General features: G+C 48.0%; 24 protein-coding genes. 12 read left to right on the forward strand and 12 right to left on the reverse strand.

Annotated features, from left to right (window positions below):
- Positions 1-49 precede the first annotated feature (49 nt).
- Positions 50-1,738 carry an energy transducer TonB gene (locus AC5JR3_RS11905; protein ID WP_495846193.1) on the forward strand — a complete coding sequence of 563 codons (1,689 nt, stop codon included), beginning with the start codon at positions 50-52 and terminating at the stop codon, positions 1,736-1,738.
- A 290-nt stretch (positions 1,739-2,028) separates the two neighbouring features.
- Positions 2,029-3,093, forward strand: a complete 1,065-nt coding sequence (rfbB, locus tag AC5JR3_RS11910; RefSeq protein WP_495846195.1) for a dTDP-glucose 4,6-dehydratase — start codon at positions 2,029-2,031, stop codon at positions 3,091-3,093.
- Between the two features lie 87 nt (positions 3,094-3,180).
- Here rfbB and AC5JR3_RS11915 read toward each other — a convergent pair whose 3' ends face one another.
- From AC5JR3_RS11915 to rpaB, 3 genes are all read right to left on the reverse strand, one after another.
- Positions 3,181-3,720, reverse strand: coding sequence for a DUF456 domain-containing protein (locus AC5JR3_RS11915; RefSeq protein WP_495846197.1), 540 nt, complete (start codon positions 3,718-3,720; stop codon positions 3,181-3,183).
- Positions 3,720-4,388, reverse strand: coding sequence for a cofactor assembly of complex C subunit B (locus AC5JR3_RS11920; protein ID WP_495846199.1), 669 nt, complete (start codon positions 4,386-4,388; stop codon positions 3,720-3,722). Before AC5JR3_RS11920 ends, AC5JR3_RS11915 begins: the two co-directional genes overlap by 1 nt.
- A 93-nt stretch (positions 4,389-4,481) precedes the next feature.
- Positions 4,482-5,210: a response regulator transcription factor RpaB gene (gene rpaB / locus AC5JR3_RS11925; RefSeq protein WP_495846201.1), complete on the reverse strand. Its 729-nt coding sequence runs from the start codon at positions 5,208-5,210 to the stop codon at positions 4,482-4,484.
- A gap of 186 nt (positions 5,211-5,396) precedes the next feature.
- Between rpaB and radA the strand changes: the two genes are divergently transcribed.
- Positions 5,397-6,965, forward strand: a complete 1,569-nt coding sequence (gene radA / locus AC5JR3_RS11930; RefSeq protein WP_495846203.1) for a DNA repair protein RadA — start codon at positions 5,397-5,399, stop codon at positions 6,963-6,965.
- 32 nt (positions 6,966-6,997) lie between these two features.
- Here the strand turns inward: radA and psbN are convergent, their stop codons facing one another.
- Positions 6,998-7,129: a photosystem II reaction center protein PsbN gene (psbN, locus tag AC5JR3_RS11935; protein ID WP_495846205.1), complete on the reverse strand. Its 132-nt coding sequence runs from the start codon at positions 7,127-7,129 to the stop codon at positions 6,998-7,000.
- A gap of 85 nt (positions 7,130-7,214) precedes the next feature.
- On the opposite strand from psbN, the gene psbH reads away from it, so the two are divergent.
- Together psbH and AC5JR3_RS11945 are read left to right on the forward strand one after the other, a co-directional pair.
- Positions 7,215-7,418: a photosystem II reaction center phosphoprotein PsbH gene (gene psbH, locus AC5JR3_RS11940; RefSeq protein WP_495846207.1), complete on the forward strand. Its 204-nt coding sequence runs from the start codon at positions 7,215-7,217 to the stop codon at positions 7,416-7,418.
- A 113-nt stretch (positions 7,419-7,531) separates the two neighbouring features.
- A complete protein-coding gene (locus AC5JR3_RS11945; protein WP_495846209.1) occupies positions 7,532-7,819 on the forward strand; it encodes a TatA/E family twin arginine-targeting protein translocase in 288 nt (95 codons plus the stop codon).
- 330 nt (positions 7,820-8,149) lie between these two features.
- Here the strand turns inward: AC5JR3_RS11945 and AC5JR3_RS11950 are convergent, their stop codons facing one another.
- On the reverse strand, positions 8,150-8,872 hold the full coding sequence (locus AC5JR3_RS11950) for a response regulator transcription factor (RefSeq protein WP_495846541.1): 723 nt from the start codon (positions 8,870-8,872) through the stop codon (positions 8,150-8,152).
- A 410-nt stretch (positions 8,873-9,282) separates the two neighbouring features.
- Here AC5JR3_RS11950 and AC5JR3_RS11955 point away from each other — a divergent pair, with 410 nt between their 5' ends.
- Complete coding sequence (locus AC5JR3_RS11955) at positions 9,283-9,909, forward strand: CPP1-like family protein (RefSeq protein ID WP_495846211.1); 627 nt, start codon at positions 9,283-9,285, stop codon at positions 9,907-9,909.
- Positions 9,910-9,973: 64 nt separating this feature from the next.
- Here AC5JR3_RS11955 and AC5JR3_RS11960 read toward each other — a convergent pair whose 3' ends face one another.
- Together AC5JR3_RS11960 and hppD are read right to left on the reverse strand one after the other, a co-directional pair.
- A complete protein-coding gene (locus AC5JR3_RS11960) occupies positions 9,974-10,690 on the reverse strand; it encodes an HAD family hydrolase (protein ID WP_495846213.1) in 717 nt (238 codons plus the stop codon).
- Positions 10,691-10,825: 135 nt separating this feature from the next.
- Entirely contained in the window at positions 10,826-11,890 is a 1,065-nt protein-coding gene (gene hppD / locus AC5JR3_RS11965; protein ID WP_495846215.1) for a 4-hydroxyphenylpyruvate dioxygenase, read from the reverse strand.
- Positions 11,891-12,007: 117 nt separating this feature from the next.
- On the opposite strand from hppD, the gene AC5JR3_RS11970 reads away from it, so the two are divergent.
- Complete coding sequence (locus AC5JR3_RS11970) at positions 12,008-12,172, forward strand: hypothetical protein (RefSeq protein ID WP_495846217.1); 165 nt, start codon at positions 12,008-12,010, stop codon at positions 12,170-12,172.
- 47 nt (positions 12,173-12,219) lie between these two features.
- Here AC5JR3_RS11970 and AC5JR3_RS11975 read toward each other — a convergent pair whose 3' ends face one another.
- Both AC5JR3_RS11975 and AC5JR3_RS11980 read right to left on the reverse strand, forming a co-directional pair.
- Positions 12,220-12,630, reverse strand: coding sequence for an ExbD/TolR family protein (locus tag AC5JR3_RS11975; RefSeq protein WP_495846219.1), 411 nt, complete (start codon positions 12,628-12,630; stop codon positions 12,220-12,222).
- Positions 12,631-12,758: 128 nt separating this feature from the next.
- Positions 12,759-14,135 carry an NYN domain-containing protein gene (locus tag AC5JR3_RS11980; protein ID WP_495846221.1) on the reverse strand — a complete coding sequence of 459 codons (1,377 nt, stop codon included), beginning with the start codon at positions 14,133-14,135 and terminating at the stop codon, positions 12,759-12,761.
- A 91-nt stretch (positions 14,136-14,226) separates the two neighbouring features.
- Between AC5JR3_RS11980 and AC5JR3_RS11985 the strand changes: the two genes are divergently transcribed.
- The gene (locus tag AC5JR3_RS11985; RefSeq protein WP_495846223.1) at positions 14,227-15,735 is read left to right on the forward strand and encodes a UbiD family decarboxylase; all 1,509 of its coding nucleotides are present in this window, start codon (positions 14,227-14,229) and stop codon (positions 15,733-15,735) included.
- 113 nt (positions 15,736-15,848) lie between these two features.
- On the opposite strand, the gene AC5JR3_RS11990 is transcribed toward AC5JR3_RS11985, so the two are convergent.
- Positions 15,849-16,160, reverse strand: a complete 312-nt coding sequence (locus AC5JR3_RS11990; protein ID WP_495846225.1) for an urease subunit beta — start codon at positions 16,158-16,160, stop codon at positions 15,849-15,851.
- Between the two features lie 105 nt (positions 16,161-16,265).
- Here AC5JR3_RS11990 and AC5JR3_RS11995 point away from each other — a divergent pair, with 105 nt between their 5' ends.
- Entirely contained in the window at positions 16,266-16,607 is a 342-nt protein-coding gene (locus AC5JR3_RS11995) for a cupin domain-containing protein (protein WP_495846227.1), read from the forward strand.
- 17 nt (positions 16,608-16,624) lie between these two features.
- On the opposite strand, the gene ureA is transcribed toward AC5JR3_RS11995, so the two are convergent.
- Both ureA and AC5JR3_RS12005 read right to left on the reverse strand, forming a co-directional pair.
- Positions 16,625-16,927: an urease subunit gamma gene (gene ureA / locus AC5JR3_RS12000; RefSeq protein ID WP_495846229.1), complete on the reverse strand. Its 303-nt coding sequence runs from the start codon at positions 16,925-16,927 to the stop codon at positions 16,625-16,627.
- Between the two features lie 16 nt (positions 16,928-16,943).
- The gene (locus AC5JR3_RS12005) at positions 16,944-17,789 is read right to left on the reverse strand and encodes an urease accessory protein UreD (protein ID WP_495846231.1); all 846 of its coding nucleotides are present in this window, start codon (positions 17,787-17,789) and stop codon (positions 16,944-16,946) included.
- A gap of 613 nt (positions 17,790-18,402) precedes the next feature.
- Between AC5JR3_RS12005 and AC5JR3_RS12010 the strand changes: the two genes are divergently transcribed.
- From AC5JR3_RS12010 to AC5JR3_RS12020, 3 genes are all read left to right on the forward strand, one after another.
- Positions 18,403-19,833, forward strand: coding sequence for a form I ribulose bisphosphate carboxylase large subunit (locus tag AC5JR3_RS12010; protein WP_495846233.1), 1,431 nt, complete (start codon positions 18,403-18,405; stop codon positions 19,831-19,833).
- 78 nt (positions 19,834-19,911) lie between these two features.
- Positions 19,912-20,313 (forward strand): RuBisCO chaperone RbcX, encoded by a 402-nt coding sequence (gene rcbX / locus AC5JR3_RS12015; RefSeq protein ID WP_495846235.1) that lies wholly within the window; start codon positions 19,912-19,914, stop codon positions 20,311-20,313.
- A gap of 51 nt (positions 20,314-20,364) precedes the next feature.
- A complete protein-coding gene (locus AC5JR3_RS12020; protein ID WP_495846237.1) occupies positions 20,365-20,700 on the forward strand; it encodes a ribulose bisphosphate carboxylase small subunit in 336 nt (111 codons plus the stop codon).
- Positions 20,701-21,008 lie beyond the last annotated feature (308 nt).

Here is a 21,008-nt window from a genome sequence, read left to right on the forward strand (position 1 = left end):
TGACTTGATTTTTTTCGGGTTACCAGCAACAAAGCTTATCGTACCTGCTATGTCCTACGCTTCCTTCTTCAAGAGCATTCCTGCAAAATTACGTGAGCCGAGTGGTATTGCTGCCATAGCTTCTGTCGGCATCCATGGGCTTTTAGCACTGGCACTGCCCACGTTGCCTCTCTTTTCAAAAGAAGACCCCGGAGCACGGCGCACAGTGCAACTGCTAGAGTTATCCCCCACAGAACAAAGCCGCTTACCGCAAGCAGCCCCTCCCCCCTTAGCACTGCCGACACTTCCTACACCGAATCAGAATCCGACTTTGCCGTCCTTGCCGCCGTCTTTTTCTGCCTCCTTGCCACCACTGCCGAAGGACTCCGGTCTCTACGACTTGTCCATCCTCCCTCCACCCCGCAGAAGCGAGTTCTCCATACCCTCCACTTCCACTCGCATTCCCCGCCAAAGCCTAGCTCGGCGTCAGACTCCAAGTTTCTCTAGTCTGCCTCGTCAGTCAAGCCGACTACCTCAAGCGCGGTCATCATCAAGGAATTTACCGCCACTGTCCTTTAACTCGTTGCCATCTGTGTCTCCTGGCAGACTGCCGTCCCTGCCTCCTGATTTTTCGCCCCCTCAGTCTCCTCCTTCCAACCTCTCGCGTGGTTCCCAAGGGACGGTTACTCCCTTCGTTTTCCCTAGCCGGACTCCTGTCCTGGCTCCCCCGCCTTCTGATAATGCGATTCCTTTCTTAACTCCCTCGCCCTCTGATAGTGCTAGTCGTTCCCTAACTCCCTCGCCCTCTGATAACGCCAGTCCATCACCATCACCGTCTCAAACTCCCATGACGGTTGCTCAGTATCGGCAGTCCAAGGTAGACGCACTGCGTGCAGAACAACGGCAGCTAAGAGAAGGTCTTAGAGAAGACACCAGCAATACCAGCCGAGAGGAAGCCCAGAGAAATTATGTAGCTTGGGCGGTAAAAGTAGAACAAGCAAAACCCGAATTTGTAAGTTTTGTTGGCAACTACCCCAAAACTGCCTGCCTCAAGAAGTTAGAAGGTACGGCTGTCTATGGTGTGATGGTGGGTGCCAATGGGAAACCGATTGGTGAGGTGGATTTAATCCGGAGTTCAAAGTATCCCCTTCTCAATGACCAAGCTCGTCAGCAAATTAATTCTCGTAGTTTTGACAATAAAACGGGCGAGCCACAAGCCTATCGGGTAAGTGTTGATTTTAAGTACAACAAGGAAGTTTGTCCTGCTATCAGCATTTCCGAAGACACCCGTGAGGCACAAGACACTCCTGAATCTCCGGCACCAAGGAATTCTCCTGAGCCACGGAACTCTCCGGCACCAAGGAATTCTCCTGAACCACGGAATTCTCCTGAACCAAGGAACTCTCCGGCACCACGGAATTCTCCTGAACCAAGGAACGCTCCAGCACCAAGGAACGCTCCAGCACCAAGGAACGCTCCAGCACCAAGGAACGCTCCTGAACCCAGGAACTCTCCTGAACCCAGGAACTCTCCTGAACCCAGGAACTCTCCAGCACCAAGAAACGCTCCTGAACCACAGAACTCTCCAGCACCCAGGAACTCTCCAGCACCAAGAAACGCTCCTGAACCACAGAACTCTCCAGCACCACGGAACGCTCCGGCACCAATAAATGCCCCTGAGCCGCAGAACTCTCCTGAGCTACAGAACTCTCCTGAGTCTCCAGACTCAGCGAAGACTGAGGATTCAACTGAAGAATAAGGATAGGGTTTGTCTGCACACGACATAACGCAGTTCCTTGTGTTCTCGTCTTAACAAGGAACAATGGGGAAGCCAAGGGGAAATTAAAGAGACATTTGGCAAAGTACTACTCTCCTCTGCTCCCCTATCCCTTTTTCACTAAGAAACTGTTACTGGAAACACCACTAACTAGATAATGAAGCCTTGATGTTTTGCTCGCTTTGTTTATGCCTAAAACTTACAGGCATTATTCAAGGAGTAGAGTTAATAAAACACACCAGGAACAGAGAACGCGGAGTTAAGAGAGTTTTATGAGAGAAAGTCGGCGATTATTAGTGACGGGTGGGGCAGGGTTTATTGGCTCGAATTTTGTTCATTACTGGTGCCAACGTTATCCGGATAACTGGGTGGTGGTGTTGGATGCGCTCACCTATGCGGGGAATCGTCGCAATCTAGTGGGGTTGGAGGAACGAGAGAATTTTCGGTTTGTGCAGGGAGATATATGCGATCGCGCCCTGATCGACTCTCTCTTACAATCAGAACATATCGATACAGTCGCCCATTTTGCCGCTGAATCCCATGTTGACCGCTCGATTCTCGGCCCTGAGGCTTTTGTTCAAACCAATATTGTTGGCACGTTTGCACTTTTAGAAGCCTTCCGCCAACACTACGAAACTTGCAACTCTTCCGGAGTGTTCCTCCACGTCTCCACGGATGAAGTTTACGGCAGTCTCGCACCCAATGACCCTGCCTTTACTGAAACTACACCCTACGCTCCCAACAGCCCCTACTCGGCATCAAAAGCAGGTAGCGACCACTTAGTCCGCGCCTACCACCACACCTACAAACTCCCGACAATTATTACTAATTGCTCTAATAATTACGGCTCTTATCAGTTTCCAGAAAAGCTGATTCCGCTGATGTGCATCAATGCTTTAATCGGCAAACAACTACCTGTTTATGGCGATGGTCAGAATGTGCGGGATTGGCTTTATGTGGGCGACCATTGCAGTGCTTTAGATGTGGTGATTCACAATGGCGCACCTGGCGAAACTTACAATATTGGCGGCAACAATGAGGTTAAAAATATTGATTTAGTCCAGATGATTTGCCAGCTAATGGATGAGTTAGCCCCGGATTTACCTGTGCGTCCTTGTGAGAAATTAATTACGTTTGTTAAAGACCGACCAGGACACGATCGCCGCTATGCAATTGATGCGACTAAAATCAAAACGGAGCTAGGTTGGACTCCTTCTGTCACGATTGCAGAAGGGTTACGCAAAACTGTTGCCTGGTATCTCACTCACCGCGATTGGTGGGAACCCCTGCTATCTGAGGAGTATCAAACTTACTATCGCCAAGTTTACGTTTCTTAGTCGCAGGATCTAATTAAACGTAGGGTAGGCATAAAACTTGCTGCTTAGATCCCTGACTTCTTCAAGAAGTCGGAGATCTAAATCTAGCTAACTCACAGTGCCTAGGGGCCAAGTGGTAAAGATAAAGACAACTACCGCCGCGATCGCTAATACTCCTTGAATTAAATTCCCGATTAGGGAACCCACCACAATGCCGATACTTGCTTTAGTTGCCAACTTCACTCGCGGTTCAAGCTCTAAGTCTTTCCGATAGAAGAACTCGCCAATAAATGCGCCAACAATCGGTCCAAAAAAGATTCCTAATAACGGCCCCCCAAAAGGCAAAGCGGGCAAAAGACCGAAAAAACCCAGAAATAAACCAACAATTGCCCCAATCTGTCCCCACTTACTGGCACCTGCCTGTTGTGCGCCCCAACTAGCGGCTAAAAAATCAACCCCGACACTCAGCAGTAGTACCAGAAGGGTAACGCCTAGTGCCACCTCAACGCCGGAAAACCCGTTAAAGACTCCCCAAACGATGATTGCTGCCAAAATCAAACCAGAACCCGGTAATCCTGGTACGACTGCTCCGACAACGCCGAACAGCATGACGGCAACTAATACCCAATAGAGAATTATTAAAGACATCAAATCTCCGCAGGTGCAATTTCAGTTTTGTAACGACTGAGGGTATCTGCAAGTTTCTCAGCAATTCCCTCAATCCAATTCTCGTCTTGTTTTGTATAACTGCGGGGGGCATTGGCTCCCAAAACTATCGCTCCCTGCATCCCCAGGGGTTGACAAATAACACCTTGGGTATTTTCTGGCAAGTAATCAAATTCAATCCGTCCGGGGTAAACCTTCAAGTCCACTAGGTAAACAGGCTTTTGTTTTTCCAGTACCCGTTTCAAGATTGCACCCGGTTTGACTTCTGGATTTTTGCCCAAAATCCCGCGCCGCAATAGTACTTTGTCCTGATATACAACAACGAGCGATCGCGTTACGGTATTTGTGAGCAACAGGTGTGATGCCCAAGCGAGTTCAGTTTTTACCTCATCCGGCAAATCTGGTGCCAGCTCCAAGCCCTCTTCGCCGATGAGAATAACAGCATCAGGCGATCGCGACTGCACCTGCTGCCACAACAAACCCGTCAAAATTAGCACAGCGCTAGCAATTACCCCCAGCGCATCAGAACGCGACTGAGATTCTGTGAGTTGGGATGTCAACAAACGATTGATTAGCAGCAGTACGCCTACCAACCCACCCACCACAAAGGGTAATTGCCGCAATACATAATTTTGATCCGGTTTCTTCATTGTCTTGATCCTGAGTAATGAAGTGCTGAGTCGGAAGAAACCCGCTAAAGCTGAACGTTTTCTTCAACTCATCATTCACAGCTCACAACGAATTTATTCCTCTCCAGGCTCAATAATCCGCTGAAACAGATAACCCGTACCGCGTGCTGTAAGAATCAGCTCAGGGTTGCTAGGATCTTCTTCCAACTTTGCCCGTAGTCGCGAAATGTGGACATCTACAACGCGGGTATCGACGTGACGCTCTGGCGTATAGCCCCAGACTTCCTGCAAAATCTCTGAACGGGAGAAAGGTTCTCCAGAGCGGCTGACTAGCAGCTCCAAGAGACTAAATTCCATCCCGGTGAGACGGATACGTTCATCTCCCTTATAAACCTGACGCTTGTTGGTATCAATCTTGATGCTGCTAACATGGATGACGCCAGAACTGGGGATTCCTGATGCACCGACTTTGTCAACCCGTCGCAATACTGAGCGAATCCGTGCTTCCAACTCCTTCGGCGAAAAGGGTTTGACAACATAGTCATCAGCTCCTAACTCTAGACCTGTAATCCGGTCGGCAACATCGCCTAGAGCCGTTAGCATAATAATAGGCACATCCGACTCCTTCCGCAGTTCCTGACAGACGCCATAGCCATCAAGCTTGGGCATCATCACATCTAGAACCACCAAGTCAGGTTCAGTGAGATGAAAGGTATCAAGGGCTTCTTCACCATCAGCAGCCGTGACGACATCGTAGCCAATCATGGAGAGGCGAGTTTCCAAGATCCGGCGAATGCTGGCTTCATCATCGACTACGAGGATTTTTTCTTTATGAGTTTCCAACGGACCCAAGACTCCTAATACTGAAATAGCAAATTATTAATTTATCAGTAGCTTATCTATATAAGATATTACGCTGTGCGAAGGTTTTTGAAGGGTGAAACTTCCTATCCGACGCTTAATTGCATTTTTTTTTAATATTTGTTTGATTGTTGACCATTATTAATACTTTTTAACATTTTTATCAGAATGCCTAAGCCTAAAACTTTATACGTTTGTACCGAGTGTGGATCAGAATTCCCCCAATGGTCAGGTAAATGTCCTGGCTGTGACAGTTGGAACACCCTGGAAGAGCAGGTCGCCGCTCCGACTAATTCCTTGAGCCTCAGCCGGGGAGGTTGGCAATCCAATACTCACAGCAGTTCCACCCCAACTCACAACTCCCCCGCCCAGCCGAGGTCTTCCCTGAAGTTTTCAGAAATCTCTAATAAGGGTCAGATCCGTTTTCCGTCAGGTTACGGAGAATTAGACCGGGTATTGGGAGGAGGAATTGTTCCTGGCTCATTAGTCCTGATTGGGGGCGATCCTGGTATTGGTAAGTCTACACTGCTGCTACAGGTAGCCAATCTCCTTGCCTACAAACACCGCATCCTCTATGTCTCTGCTGAAGAATCGGGGCAGCAGGTGAAACTGCGAGCGGCTCGGTTAGGAGTGGGGCTGGAACAAGTTGAGGAGGAAACCTCGAATGGGAACGGGAAAAAGCAGGCAAAGTCTGCGGCTAAAAGCAAGGAAGGAAACGGTAATGCCACTCAAACTGAAGCAGCCAGCCAAGACCCTGACTCTAATCTCTATGTTCTGGCAGAAACTGATTTAGAAGAGATCCTACGGGAATTGGAGTCGCTCAAACCCCAAGTCGCTGTGATTGATAGTATTCAGACGCTATACTTTGCGGCTTTGACTTCTGCTCCCGGTTCGGTGGCACAGGTGCGGGAATGTACCTCAGCCCTGATGCAGGTGGCAAAGCGGGCGAATATTACCTTGCTCATTGTCGGTCACGTTACAAAAGAAGGGGCGATCGCGGGGCCACGGGTATTAGAACATTTGGTCGATACAGTACTGTATTTTGAAGGCGATCGCTTTGCCTCTCATCGCCTGTTGCGTTCGGTAAAAAATCGCTTTGGGGCAACCCACGAAATCGGCATTTTTGAAATGGTCGATAAGGGCTTGCAGGAGGTGTCAAATCCCTCAGAGCTATTCCTAGGCAGCCGGGAGGAAATGAACCCCGGCACGGCGACGGTGGTGGCGTGTGAAGGGACGCGCCCGATTGTGGTGGAGCTGCAAGCCTTGGTGAGTCCGGCTAGTTATGGTGCCCCGCGCCGCGCCACTACTGGTGTTGATTACAGCCGCTTGCAGCAAATTTTAGCAGTGTTAGAAAAGCGGGTGGGGATTCCCTTGTCGAAGCTGGATGCTTATGTGGCGTCGGCTGGAGGTTTGGGTGTGGAGGAACCCGCTGCCGATTTGGGGATTGCGGTGGCTGTGGTTGCTAGTTTTCGCGATCGCATTGTCGATCCTCGCACTGTATTAATTGGGGAAGTCGGTCTAGGCGGACAAGTCCGATTAGTCTCTCAGATGGAACTGCGCCTCAAAGAAGCCGCCAAACTAGGCTTCAAGCGGGCAATTGTCCCTAAAGGTCAGACCTTACCGGAGGTTGGTTTAGAAGTGATTCCCGTTGCCAAAGTATTGGATGCTATCATTGCCGCTCTTCCTGGACGATTGAGCCAGGAAGAAACGTCACTTGATGAAGATGAAGACGAATGACTGAAGGAGTAACGGATGATTTTTGAGATAGATTAATCTTCGTGATCTTCAAACGGATCGCTCAGCTGCGTAGAAGGGGGGCCAAAAGCGGTATAGATCGAAAAGCCTGTAATAGCGACAACGAAAGCGCCGATACAAATGCTAAGAACTGTTGCGGGTTCCATGATTTAGCTCAATTATGAGTTCTGTTCCCCCTATAATATTACGGAACATTACAAAAAATCTATTTAGATTCATCATAGGTGACTCATGGCACAACGGACTAGGCTGGGAGAGATCCTCAAACCACTCAATTCTGAGTATGGTAAAGTTGCCCCGGGCTGGGGTACAACCCCACTGATGGCAGTCTTCATGCTGCTATTTTTTGTATTTCTTCTCATTATCTTGCAGCTCTACAATTCCTCTTTGCTGCTTCGGGGTATTGATGTCGATTGGACGAGCTTAGGTCAGTAAGCGATCGCATCCATCATCATTCTTTGAAAAAACAGCGAGATGTCCCAGGCAAGTCAAGTCCTGGGTTTTTTTGTAGGTCTTATACTGAATTTGTACGTTTGCAAGAGGAACCCATGAACGTTTTTGGGATTGGTCTGCCAGAGATGGCACTGATTTTAGTCATTGCTCTACTGGTGTTTGGCCCGAAAAAGCTGCCGGAAGTTGGTCGCAGTCTTGGTAAGGCAATCAAAGGATTTCAGGACGCGTCTAAGGATTTTGAGAACGAGTTTCAGCGAGAAGCTGAACAGATAAAACAAAGCGTTCAGGCAAATTCCTTACCCCAAGCGTCAGATACTGCCACATCGGAGCCGACAACCGCTGATTCCAACAATCACACAGCGACTTCTTCTGGACAAGGCTAGGAATTGGCAACTAGGAAGATTTTGTAATCAGGGGTGAAGGGTGGAGGATGAAGGGTGAAGTATGAAGGATGAAGTATGAAGGGTGAAGTATGAAGGATGAAAGAGGTTATTGGTTCTCTTCCTCTCCCCTGCGCCCGTTCGGCTGAGCGTTCGACTGAGCGCGGTTCGGCTGAGCTCACCGTCGAAGCCTCACGCCGAAGTCTCACGTCGAAGCCTGCGCCCCTGCGCCCCTGCGCCCCTGCTCCCCAGTCCCTTGCTATTTTCCTAAGAAGAAGCCAATCAAACAACCCTGAGCCTAGTTCCTATTAGGCTGAGGGTTACTTTGGCGATTTAGGATTCAGACTTATTGCTGGGCTGCTTAACTTGGGGAGCCTCAAACTTGTAGCCAACACCCCGCACCGTTTGAATTAAGGAAGGCTGACTGGAATCGAGTTCAATCTTTTTGCGAATTTGCCCGATGTGGACATCAACCACCCGCTGATCTCCCACATAGTCGTATTCCCAAACCTGTTGAATCAACTCAGAGCGACGCAAAACTCGACCGGGATGACTGGCAAGAAAATGCAGCAAGTCAAATTCTAAAGCTGTCAACAACACAAGTTCGTTGTTGAGGGTAACTTCCCGACGCCCTGGATCGATGACTAGTTGATTGAAGACTATCCGCTGTTGTTCGGCGGTAGTGACAATCCGCTGACGCTTTAAAATCGCTCCTACTCGATATTCCAGTTCTTGTAAATCGAACGGTTTAGTAATGTAGTCATCCGCTCCTTGAGAAAATCCCTTTATTTTGTCAGCAGCATCAGCTCGGCTGGTGAGCATGAGCACAAACACGTCAGTGCGGCTCTGCATCTCTTCGCAAAGGGCATAGCCGGTGGCGTCCGGCAAATTTACATCCAGAATGACTAGATCGGGGTTGAATTGCTCAAACATTGCCAGAGCAGTCTTTCCATCCTGAGCCGATTCCATTTGATAGCTCTTTTGGCTTAAAAAGCGAAAGATTAAATTACGGATCGCCGGATCGTCATCCACAACAAGAATTTTGGCAGGAGCCATGGTCATAAACTTTTCAAGAAGAACTGGAGCATTGATGGAACGAGGAGATTGTTGACACCAATGGTGTAATCAGCATCTAATCAATTATCGACAAAGAACTAAGCGATGCCAATAGCTACTGACATCATACTCAGGTGAGATCTCGTTCGTAAATTTTTTATGAAGATAACCCTTTATAACCCTATGAAAGAGAGTTTGAGCGTGAAAGTGTTTAATTCAGGAGAGCGGTGTGTTTAAGGATCAAGCTAAACTAGCTTGCAGGAGAGTCGTAATGTCAATCGGTAACGACTGTTCTATTTACTTTACTGCCGATATCAGCATCGTAAGGGACGTTACCACTAGATGTCACACCACCAGTGTAGAGCCGCTGTAGTACCAGTGAAAAGAAGGCAGGTCAAAGGAGGTTTGGGATGAGTGACCAAAATCACTACGAAAAGCTTGGAGTTACGGAAGATGCTTCCTTTGATGAAATTCAGGATGCTCGCAAACGTTTGATGCAACAGCATCGTGACGACCAAAAGCTTATGGAATCCGTGGAAGCTGCTTATGATGCAATCATTATGGAGCGCCTGCGGATGCGGCAAGAAGGCAAAATTAAAGTTCCAGAACGGATTCGTTTTCCCGAACGGTTGTCTCAAACACCACCGAGTGTTCCTCAGACAGCGGCTAACCAGTCTCCAGCTTGGCTGCGACGGTTTGTCGATACTCCGTCCTTGGAAGACATCCTCTGGTCGGCTGGTGCGTTCTTACTTTTGAGCGCTTTAGCTATTTTTTATCCTGCCCCTGATGAAGCCATTTTGCCGTTGGCGATCGCTTTAGGCTTTGGGTTTAATATTTACTTTCTCAATCGCAAAGAACGGCAATTTGGTCGCGCTCTTTTGCTGACGTTGGCTGGATTGGTAGTGGGTATAGGAATCGGAAGCGTTTTAGGCGGCGCGTTGCAGACACAGCTTACTAATTTCAATTTAACGGTGGAGACGTTTGCCAGCCTGGTGACATTTGTGATTCTCTGGCTAATTAGTAGTTTTCTGCGCTGAAGTTTGTAGGGATAAGGAGCAAGGCTCGCCGCTGGCACTCGCCATACCGCCCCACCAGTAACGCCTAGCGCAGGCATTCCTCTCCAACGTGAGACAGGCTGGGAGAGAGGATAAGGTCAATCGCTTCGCTGAGGTTGTTGACGATTGCCTCAGGTTCGTAGCGGCTGAGATGGGCGCGATCGCGAATTCCAGACAGCACACCAATTGCCTTAATCCCATGGTTTTTGGCGGCAATCATATCCGCTTCGGTATCTCCGACCATCCAGATATCGGAGGCGGGAGGTAATTCCGCGATCGCTCGTTCCATCAACCTTGTCTTATCGTCGATGTCGCGGGTTTTGACATAGTCGTTTTCTAGGCAGTAGCAGCGGTCATTGGGGAAAAAGCGCTCTAAGTTGTAGCTGTTAAAGGCAGAGTAAAGTTGCCACACCCGGCGCATCGTCAAGACCACCAAGTCTAGATTAGGGTTTTGATGCACTTTTTCTAATGCCTCCGACACTCCCGGTGCCAGTTGGTCGTAGACCAGATAAGGCTGCGTATGGATGGTTTTACGCCGTAATTGGGCAAATTCTTGCCCTTGTGCCTGATCCAAACCTGACTTCATCCCAATTTTGGATTCGGGAATGCAGGCACGCTTCATTCGCCAAAACTCCTCTTTCGAGAGCTTTGTCAGAGGCTGGTTTGGGTGTTGTATTTTTTCTAGACAAAACTCATAGACACGGTAGTAGCGCTCCGAAACGTCTAAGATAGGGCCATCGAAATCTGTGATAATTCTTAACATTATTTAGGGCGAAAATGGTTGCGAGTATTAAGTTTATTTAACACTTTACTGAATTTATTCTCACCTGCCTATATGCAGGGATAATTGCCAGTTCAGGAAGGGACTCTCCTCGCTGCTGTTACTCCCTGGTATTTACTACTTCAAACTTCCCCGCTTATGTTGTTCCCGTTCAATTGCTTCAAATAGGGCGCGGAAATTACCTTCTCCAAATCCCTGAGCTTGGGCGCGACGCTCGATCAATTCAAAGAAAAAGGTGGGTTGCTCAAAAATTGGCTGTGTAAAGATTTGCAGCAGTAGGGAATCTGAGGCATCCTCTTGCCAGTCCACTAAGATTTCTTGGATAGCGATCGCTTCTAATTCCTCTGGCGATAAACACAGCCCCCGATGCCGATCTTGCAATTGCGTGTAGTAGGTTTGGGGAATCGGCAGAAAGCATAGACCACCTTGCCGCAGTCGCGCGATCGCCTGCACAATTTGCGGCGTCTGCAACGCAATATGCTGGATTCCTGGGCCATGATTAAAATCGAGAAACTCTTGAATTTGAGAATTTATTGACGTGGGTTCATTAATGGGAAACTGCATCCCACTCCGAGGATGCACCAGCACCTGAGAGCGTAACCCCGACTGCTCCGTCTCAATCGCAAAGGATTGTTGACGTTCAAACCCTAACGTCCCTTCATACCAAGACAACGCCCGTTCTAAGTCCCCAGCAGCGACATTCAGCACCACATGATCGATACCGTTGTAAGTATCAGCAATCTCGGCGTTATCCTCTGGGGCTAGATTGATGTCGGGGAGCAGGGGAGCCACGCCGCAACGCTCAACCAAGGTATGAGTCAGAGAACCCCAAGCCGCGATTTTCACCCACTTCATGCTCCCGTCAGCAAACTGTCGTTGCTCAACAGGCTGCAAGACTTTTGCCCCCTTCGTAATTGCCTTTTTTAGAACAGAGTCTAAATCGGCAACGAGAAACGCTACATCCGCAACACCAGGAGGATACCGACGTAAAAATTGAGCCACAGGGCTTGCCGCCGTCAGAGGAGACGATAAAACAATGTAGACTGAGCCACTTTTTACCACCCTAGTTTGGGTATGGTAGCTGGCACCAGAGGCATGAGCTTGAAAACCCATACAGTTGATAAACCAGTCTTGGGAGGCTCTGGCGTCTTCTACGTAGAAGTGAATGCGATCGATTTTCATGGACTATCACCCCTGTGAGCTTACCTGCGGTGTCATTTTGCCGCTTTTTCAAACGCTAAAGGTCATTCTCAAGGAAGATCGTTCCATATCATAAAAGTTTAGTGACTTTCCGATTCAATGTTGATTTTCCTGGGTAACGCCTGCGGCTCACTAGGGAACGCCAGCGAAGCTAATGCCCCTAGTTACACCGATAACCATAACTTTATTCTGCAAATCCCCCTTCACCTCCTCAGCGCCATCAGGACTTACGCACAAGACGTGAGAACGTTGATTCTCTCCTAGGGGCAAGCCACATTGTCATTCCCTTACTAGGTGCGTTTTGACCCTTTTTAGTTGATGGCTAGAGAAACGCGATCGCCGCCGATATCCTGTAGGGTTCCTAAAAGTCGCACAACGTCTTCATAGGGCAATTTTTTATCCGCTTTTAAGACAACCGTTCCCTTAGGATTGCCTTGTAAATAGGCTTGTACCGGTTGCTTCAACTCCGATGCCTGAAGGGATTGATTGCCGATAAACACCTGCCCTTGGCGATCGATGCTAACAATCAGAGGGTCTGGCGTTACCTGTTGCTTACCTCCTTCCTCGGTACTCGGCAGCGATATGTCAACCGACTGCTGCTGTATCGTTAAGGTCATCGAGAGAATCACGAAAAAGGCAATTACGCTCATCATGACGTCAATCATCGGCACGAGATTGACTTCTGGCATTTGCGATCGCCGTTGTTGAGATTTGAAGCGCATAGAAGTTAGAGCTTAAAGGCAGACACATCGGGAGTGCAACTTTCTTTGACTATCGCTGCTGTAATTGGTTTCAAGGGTTGGCTTGGGCAATAGTCGATTCATACCAAATATTTGCTGATAAATTAGTTTTATTTCGTATCTTTGATCGCTATATTCCAATCTTCATCAATTTTCTTTAACTCAAACACATTGCAAGACTGTAGAAATTTTATAAAACTGGTACTTAGCTTTAGCTGTTTAATAATTGTGGTGGCAGACTGACCGTATTGCTGCCTAAATTTAATTCCTAAGGTATTCAGAGGGATATAGCTTCCTGGAGATTGAGCAGTCGAAACATTAATAATTTTTCTTATTGCTTGTTCCAATTCTACTTTTGACTTAACTTTGGTTGCATTGTTTGGAGAAGTTTGAGGATTTGCTTGTTGACTTAAATTAGAACTTATGATATCAGAAACAGATAGCTTAAACAAGCTAATATAAATTTCTGTTTTATCTGAAACTTGATGAACAACAAAGTCCTGCGGATTTTCAATAAAAACATCTCTGGCTCTTTTGCCAGGTAGGTGAACGGATACAACTTGGCTGATGGTTAGTTTATATTTCTCGTGATATAAGCTGGATATTTTAGATAGCTTTATCCAGTGATTATTTGTAAGTGCTTGTTCAGCTTTGATTATCTCTTTTAACTGCGCGATCGCCTGCTCTAGCGGTGGAACTTCCGGTAACGCTTTCAGCGAATGAGTCTGAGTTTCACTAGTCTTGTTGTTTAAAACAGTTATGTTGTCGCCTTGTTTACGGACTAAATACACTGTTAATCCGTGAGTTTGAAGCGTGTTACAAAGATGGGTCAAGACGCCATCGGAGGAGCAGACTAAAACCTCTTTGGCATTGGGGTAATGAACAAAAATTGACGAACCGACTGTTGCCATTTTCACATCGGCGCTATCTTTACCCGCCGGAACGTGAATGAGTTCGTAGCCGCGTCCGTGATAGTCAACATCTTGCTTGCCCATACTACGCCAGTTGGCAAAGGCAATCTTAATTTGGATGGGATAGGTACAGAGACTAGCAAGAAACTTTTCTGTTTTAGTATCGAGTTGTAAGTTTTCCGCGTCGAGCAGTAGGATAGCAATTCCTGCCGATAGGGAAGTTGAATCTTCAGGAGTATTTGCTGCTAAGGATGCGGTCAGTATGGAAGTAAGCTGCTTTCTTATATCGGTAAAATACGAAGAATCAAAATATTCAGGCACAAACAGAAGTTGAAGAATTCTCTGCAAGTTTAAATTTATTGATTCCCGGTCTTTGGTTTTACTAAATTCTTGTTTAAGCTTTTCCAGCAACGAAGATTTCTGTTTGCTATTGTTCCAAGCAACAGTTTTATATTTTTCTTTAAGAAATTCTGGATGCTGCTGCTGAACGTTCAAAATCGCTTGATGAATGCAGAGACTAATTTTATCGATCAGGGCAGGATGATTCTCTAGTGTCATACTGGCATTGTTTGGCATAGTGACAGGGGCTGAGGGACGAAGAGGTGCTCCTACGGTCTAAAATTCCCCCCATAATAAAAGAAAGGATGGCAGTTCATACTTCTTAATCATGTCAAGAGACTTGCGGGGATTCATTAAGCTACTGGAAGAACGAGGGCAATTACGGAGAATTAACGCCCTGGTTGACCCAGATTTAGAAATTGCGGAAATTGCTAACCGGATGCTGCAAGCGGGGGGGCCGGCGCTACTATTTGAAAATGTCAAAGGAGCATCCTTTCCGGTGGCGGTGAATCTGCTGGGAACTGAGGAACGGGTTTGCTGGGCAATGAATATGCAGCACCCGCAGGAGTTGGAAGAACTGGGGAAAAAGCTGGGGATGCTGCAACAGCCGAAGCCACCGAAGAAGATTTCTCAGGCGGTGGAGTTTGGCAAAATTTTGTTTGATGTGGTGAAAGCTAAGCCAGGGCGCGACTTTTTCCCCGCTTGTCAGCAGGTAGTGCTGGAAGGGGATGAGTTGGATTTCAACAAGCTGCCGTTGATTCGTCCCTATGTGGGGGATGCGGGGAAGATTATCACGTTGGGGTTGGTGATTACAAAAGATTGCGAGACGGGGACGCCGAATGTTGGGGTGTATCGGCTGCAACTGCAATCAAAAAATACGATGACGGTGCATTGGTTATCGGTGCGGGGTGGGGCAAGGCATTTAAGGAAGGCGGCGGAAAATGGCAAAAAATTAGAGGTAGCGATCGCCCTTGGTGTCGATCCGTTGATTATCATGGCAGCGGCGACGCCAATTCCGTTAGACCTTTCTGAATGGCTATTTGCCGGACTTTATGGCGGTTCCGGGGTAAAGCTGGCGAAGTGCAAAACCGTAGATTTGGAAGTACCAGCGGACTCCGAGTTTGTTTTGGAAGGGACGATTACGCCAGGGGAAGTGCTGCCGGATGGCCCTTTTGGCGATCATATGGGCTACTACGGCGGGGTGGAAGATTCGCCCTTGATTCGCTTCGGGTGTATGACGCATCGCAATGATCCGCTTTATCTCACCACCTTTAGCGGACGCCCACCGAAAGAAGAAGCGATGATGGCGATCGCCCTTAACCGCATCTATACCCCCATCCTGCGGCAACAAGTCCCAGAAATTGTAGACTTCTTCCTGCCCATGGAAGCCCTCAGCTACAAAGCGGCAATTATCTCCATTGACAAAGCCTATCCCGGACAAGCCCGTCGTGCTGCCCTCGCTTTTTGGAGTGCGTTGCCCCAATTTACTTACACCAAGTTTGTAATTGTGGTAGATAAAGACATCAATATCCGCGATCCGCGTCAGGTGGTGTGGGCAATTTCTTCTAAAGTTGACCCCGTGCGGGACGTATTTATTCTGCCGAATACGCCCTTTGATACGTTGGACTTCGCCAGCGAAAAGGTTGGCTTAGGCGGACGTATGGGAATTGATGCGACGACCAAGATTCCCCCGGAAACGGAACATGAATGGGGCGAACCGTTGGAGTCCGATCCCGATGTGGCGGCGATGGTAGAGCGACGCTGGGCAGAGTATGGGTTAGCAGATTTGCAGCTAGGTGAAGTTGACCCCAATTTGTTTGGCTACGACATGAGTTGACAAGTTTCACCACCTTGATTAGATTTATCGGGAGATTCTTCCCCATCTCCCTAATCGCCCTAACAGGAAACTTAAAAGCGTCAAAGTTTATTGATGATCGGGGCTGATCCTGATTACGTATCGAGTGAACCATTGATTTTGGCGTTAAAGCCGTAAACCTGACGGCTACCTGCAAACGGCACTAACGTCACTTCCCGTTCATCTCCAGGTTCAAAACGCACCGCTGTACCCGCAGGGATATCGAGGCGCATCCCATGCGCCTGTTCGCGGTCAAAATCCAGGGCTTCATTGACTTCAAAGAAGTGGAAATGCGAACCCACTTGAATGGGGCGATCGCCTGTATTTGCGACCTGTAACTGCACGGTTGGACGCCCTGCATTCAGCTCGATTTCGCCGTCTTGAACAATCATTTCCCCTGGAATCATCTTGACCTCTAAAGACTTTGGGTATCTATTTAATTAAATGGCGCTGCTATACTAACCCCTCAAAACATGGGTTATCCCCGATGAGGGACTGAGTAAATACTGCCAATGATTAGCAAGGATACTGCGGAACATTACCTCTGGGGCGATCGCTGCGATGGCTGGCACTTAGTAAAGCAGCCGCAATTAAGCATTATTCAGGAACGAATGCCACCGGGATGCTCAGAAGTCAGACATTTTCATGTTTTTGCGTGGCAGTTTTTCTTTATCCTCTCCGGTATAGCCACGTTAGAAATTGCTGGCGATCGCCAAATTCTCTGTACCCATGAAGGCGTGGAGGTGCCGCCAGGAGTGCCCCATCAAATGCAAAATGATTCTGAAGAAGATCTGGAGTTCATCGTCACCTCGCAGCCTCCCAGTCATGGCGATCGCTATATCGTCCAGGGTTAGGAAGCCGTGCTGATTCCCTACCGAATCGGATCGTGAACCGTCACCAACTTTGTCCCATCGGGAAAGGTTGCTTCTACCTGCACTTCCTGCACCATTTCTGGCACACCTTCCATGACGTCATCTTGAGTTAGCAAGGTAGCCCCATAACTCATCAATTCAGCCACTGTCCTTCCTTCTCTAGCCCCTTCTAAAATGGCAGCAGAAATGTAGGCAACGGCTTCTGGATAATTTAGCTTCAGTCCCTTGTCTTTACGGCGTTCTGCGACTAAAGCGGCGGTAAAAATAAGCAGTTTGTCTTTTTCTTGCGGGGTAAGTTGCATGTTGAGATTTAGGAGTTTAGATTTGCCAGACTCGCGGCTTGACGACAGAACGCCCTAGACAGGAAAAGCGTAGTAACTGCCAAACATCTGTAAACCAGTTTCGCACCTCTGCGGTTGATGAACCGCGATAGCGGCACAATAATCCTGACATTAAGGGCGTAACGCCTGATCTTCCTTGGCGTTCTTTGTCACTCCACAACTGTCTGGCTTTCTCGATCAGTTCTAGTGACACGGGTTGTCCTACCCAGGCGAGAGTACCAACAATGGGTTGTCCAGCTAAAGCGTGGGGACTATAGACGCTTTCTTCTCCACCGGGTAACCATTGTCTATCGATCCACAACGGGCGTGCTTGCTGCCAAATTTCGGTATGCGATCGCCATTCCCCCTGCAAGAACTTCTCCCCCCTCGCACTTCGCCCAAACCGCGTAATTTCCCAACCCAACCAACTCGCTCCTGGCGCTAATTCTACCCGCAATTCCTGCCGATAAACGGCACCATTAAACACAATAGTTTCTTGCGGCAACCACTCCAAACAAGCCCCCGCCTCTACTTGAATCTGGATATTTTGTCTCGCCTCTAGTCCCTGAGTGCGATATACCTTTCCCGCCGCCGCCGTTGTAATTAAAGCTTGGGCGTTCGGTTTCAGATGGATGTTTTGGGAAAGCCTATCTCCCCCGACAATTCCCCCCGCTGTATGCAACACCACACTATGACAAACAGCTTCCTTCTCTGGGTAAAACGGACGCTGCACCTTCAGCGGGGCTTGCATCTGAGAGTGAATCACCTGGGTTTTGTTGTGGTGACGGGCATAGACTAAATCAAGACTGCCCTGCCATCCTTGATGTGTTTGTTTTGGTATCACAGTTTGAGTATTTTGCTTCACAGAATTGGAGATTAATTAATTTAATTTTTAGTAGGAATTACCTAATCGTGATCCGCCACAGTCAGGGGCTTCCCCCGAGATGCTAGTACCGCTATGTTCTACTTGGTTGAGCCGAATCTAAAGAGCGATCGCCAAAAATAATCATATTGTTTGCTGGTTGTCAATAATTTACCAACAAGCCAATACATATCAACAAACACTTATACTTTTACGGCAATGAAACTTCACAAAAAAATACATTTGTTATATTAATAAAAAAAACTTATACATTAATAAAAGAGATTTGAAGTTTCAATATCAGTATTCTTGGTATATTCAAAACACTTAAGAAATTATGTGTTGCCTCTACCGCTTCCCTGTTCAACGAAACTTCCACAAGTTGAGTTTGTACAATTAGCAGTGGTTGGGTAATTTCATTTCTCAGCTACACCATGGAATCGTTGCGCGTATTGTTATACCGTTAAAGGCTATTACTCCTATTGTGTAAAGAATTTTGACTTTATAAAGCAAGTTAAAATTTGCACTAATACTCGCAACAATTTCAGTCTGCTAAACCAGCAGTAACATTCAGCAGTTCCCAAGGAAGGAAGACATGAGCTACTCTCAAACAAAAACTCAGTCAAAGGCTGGGTATGAAGCCGGGGTAAAAGATTATAAGTTAACTTATTACACCCCCGACTACACTCCAAAAGATACAGATATTCTGGCGGCATTCCGCGTCACCCCTCAGCCTGGCGTTCCCCCCGAAGAAGCAGGCGCGGCGGTAGCAGCAGAATCTTCCACAGGTACCTGGACAACCGTGTGGACAGACCTCCTCACCGACCTCGACCGTTACAAAGGTCGTTGCTACGATATCGAGCCAGTTCCTGGTGAAGACAACCAGTTCATCTGCTTTGTTGCCTACCCATTGGATCTGTTTGAAGAAGGATCTGTTACCAACTTGCTCACCTCCCTCGTGGGCAACGTGTTTGGTTTCAAAGCTTTGCGTGCCCTGCGCTTAGAAGACCTACGGATTCCGATTGCCTACATGAAGACATTCCAAGGGCCTCCCCACGGAATTACCGTTGAGCGCGACAAACTAAACAAGTACGGTCGTCCTCTCTTGGGTTGTACGATTAAGCCCAAACTCGGTCTGTCTGCTAAGAACTACGGTCGTGCCGTTTACGAGTGTCTGCGCGGCGGTCTAGACTTCACCAAAGACGACGAAAACATCAACTCCCAGCCCTTCATGCGCTGGCGCGATCGCTTCTTATTCGTTCAAGAAGCCATCGAAAAATCCCAGGCTGAGACTGGTGAAATCAAAGGTCACTACCTCAACGTCACCGCCCCCACCTGCGAAGAAATGATGGAGCGGGCTGAGTTCGCCAAAGAAATCGGCACCCCGATCATCATGCACGACTACCTGACAGGTGGTTTCACCGCTAACACCACATTGGCGAAGTGGTGCCGCCGTAACGGTCTGTTGCTGCACATCCACCGCGCGATGCACGCCGTAATCGACCGTCAAAAGAACCACGGTATCCACTTCCGCGTCCTAGCCAAGTGCTTGCGGATGTCTGGTGGTGACCACCTTCACTCCGGTACCGTCGTTGGTAAGCTCGAAGGTGAAAAAGGCATCACCATGGGCTTCGTCGATTTGATGCGCGAAGATCACATCGAACAAGACCGCGCCCGTGGTATTTACTTCACCCAAGACTGGGCATCCATGCCTGGTGTCATGCCTGTGGCTTCCGGTGGTATCCACATTTGGCACATGCCTGCTCTGGTAGAAATCTTCGGTGATGACTCCTGCTTGCAGTTCGGTGGTGGAACCCTGGGCCACCCTTGGGGTAATGCACCTGGTGCAACTGCCAACCGTGTCGCTCTTGAGGCTTGTGTCCAAGCTCGTAACGAAGGTCGCAACTTGATGCGCGAAGGCGGCGACGTAATCCGCGAAGCTTGTAAGTGGAGTCCTGAGTTGGCTGTTGCTTGCGAACTGTGGAAGGAAATCAAGTTCGAGTTCGAGGCAATGGATACCGTATAAGAAGAGCTGAAGGGTGAAGGGTGAAAGTAAAATTACTTCATCCTTCATACTTCATCTTTTAGAGGCTGGGGTCAAAGCATGGATCTTAAACAAGTTACCAAAGACACGGCTAAGATACTGAGTAGCTATTTGACCTATCAAGCCCTGCGGACTGTCCTGGCTCAACTGGGCGAGACAGACCCTCCCCAGGCGTTATGGCTACATAGCTTTTCCTCGCGGAACAGTATCCAAGATGGAGAAGCTTATCTCCTGGAATTACTTAAGGAGAGACAAGACCTAGCGTTGCGGATTATGACTGTGCGGCAGCATATTGCCGAAGAAGTCTTAGATTTTTTGCCAGAAATGGTTCGTACAGGCATTCAAAAGGCAAATATCGAACATCGGCGTCAGCATTTAGAGCGAATTACACAACTCAGTGTTTCTGACCCCGCCCCAACCAGCGAACCTGCAGCCGATTCAGAGTCTAATTTGGATGATTAATCCAGTTAGCCTGCCAACGTTAACCATTCATACCCAGTACACCAACAAGCAATGCAAACTTTACCCAAAGAACGCCGTTACGAGACTCTTTCTTACCTACCTCCCCTGAGCGATGCTCAGATGGGTAGACAAATTCAGTACATTTTGGATCAAGGCTACTTTCCTGCTGTTGAGTTCAGCGAAGTTTCTGAACCCGAACAGCACTACTGGACTATGTGGAAGTTGCCTTTATTCAATGCCAAAAGTGTCCGGGAAGTGATGGACGAAGTTAATGCTTGCCGTTCTGACTACCGCGACTGCTTCGTGCGGATTGTTGGCTTCGACAACGTGAAGCAGTGCCAAGTTCTCAGCTTCATCATTCACAAGCCCAACAGTAGAGGCTTCTAGACCTGAAGTTTCAGGTAATGATTAAAGTGTAGGTTAGGTGCGGCTTTTCCAGAATCTAAGCCTTCAGGAAAAGCCGCATTTTATTCTCAATCCGTGGCAAGTTTTTGGGAAACGCCAAGGAAAACAGAGGTTTACGCCCAGGTAGGCAAAGTTTTTAGGCACCGCATGCCGTTTCCCCTACTTGAGAACTACCTGTGTTACCAATTCCTGAACTTGTTGATGGGCAGATCGCTTGCCACAGTAACGATAAAGTTGTTTTTAATCAAGACGACCTAATTTGGGGTGCTGTGAACGGAAACGCAGTTTTA

This window comes from Kastovskya adunca (genome assembly GCF_059505785.1).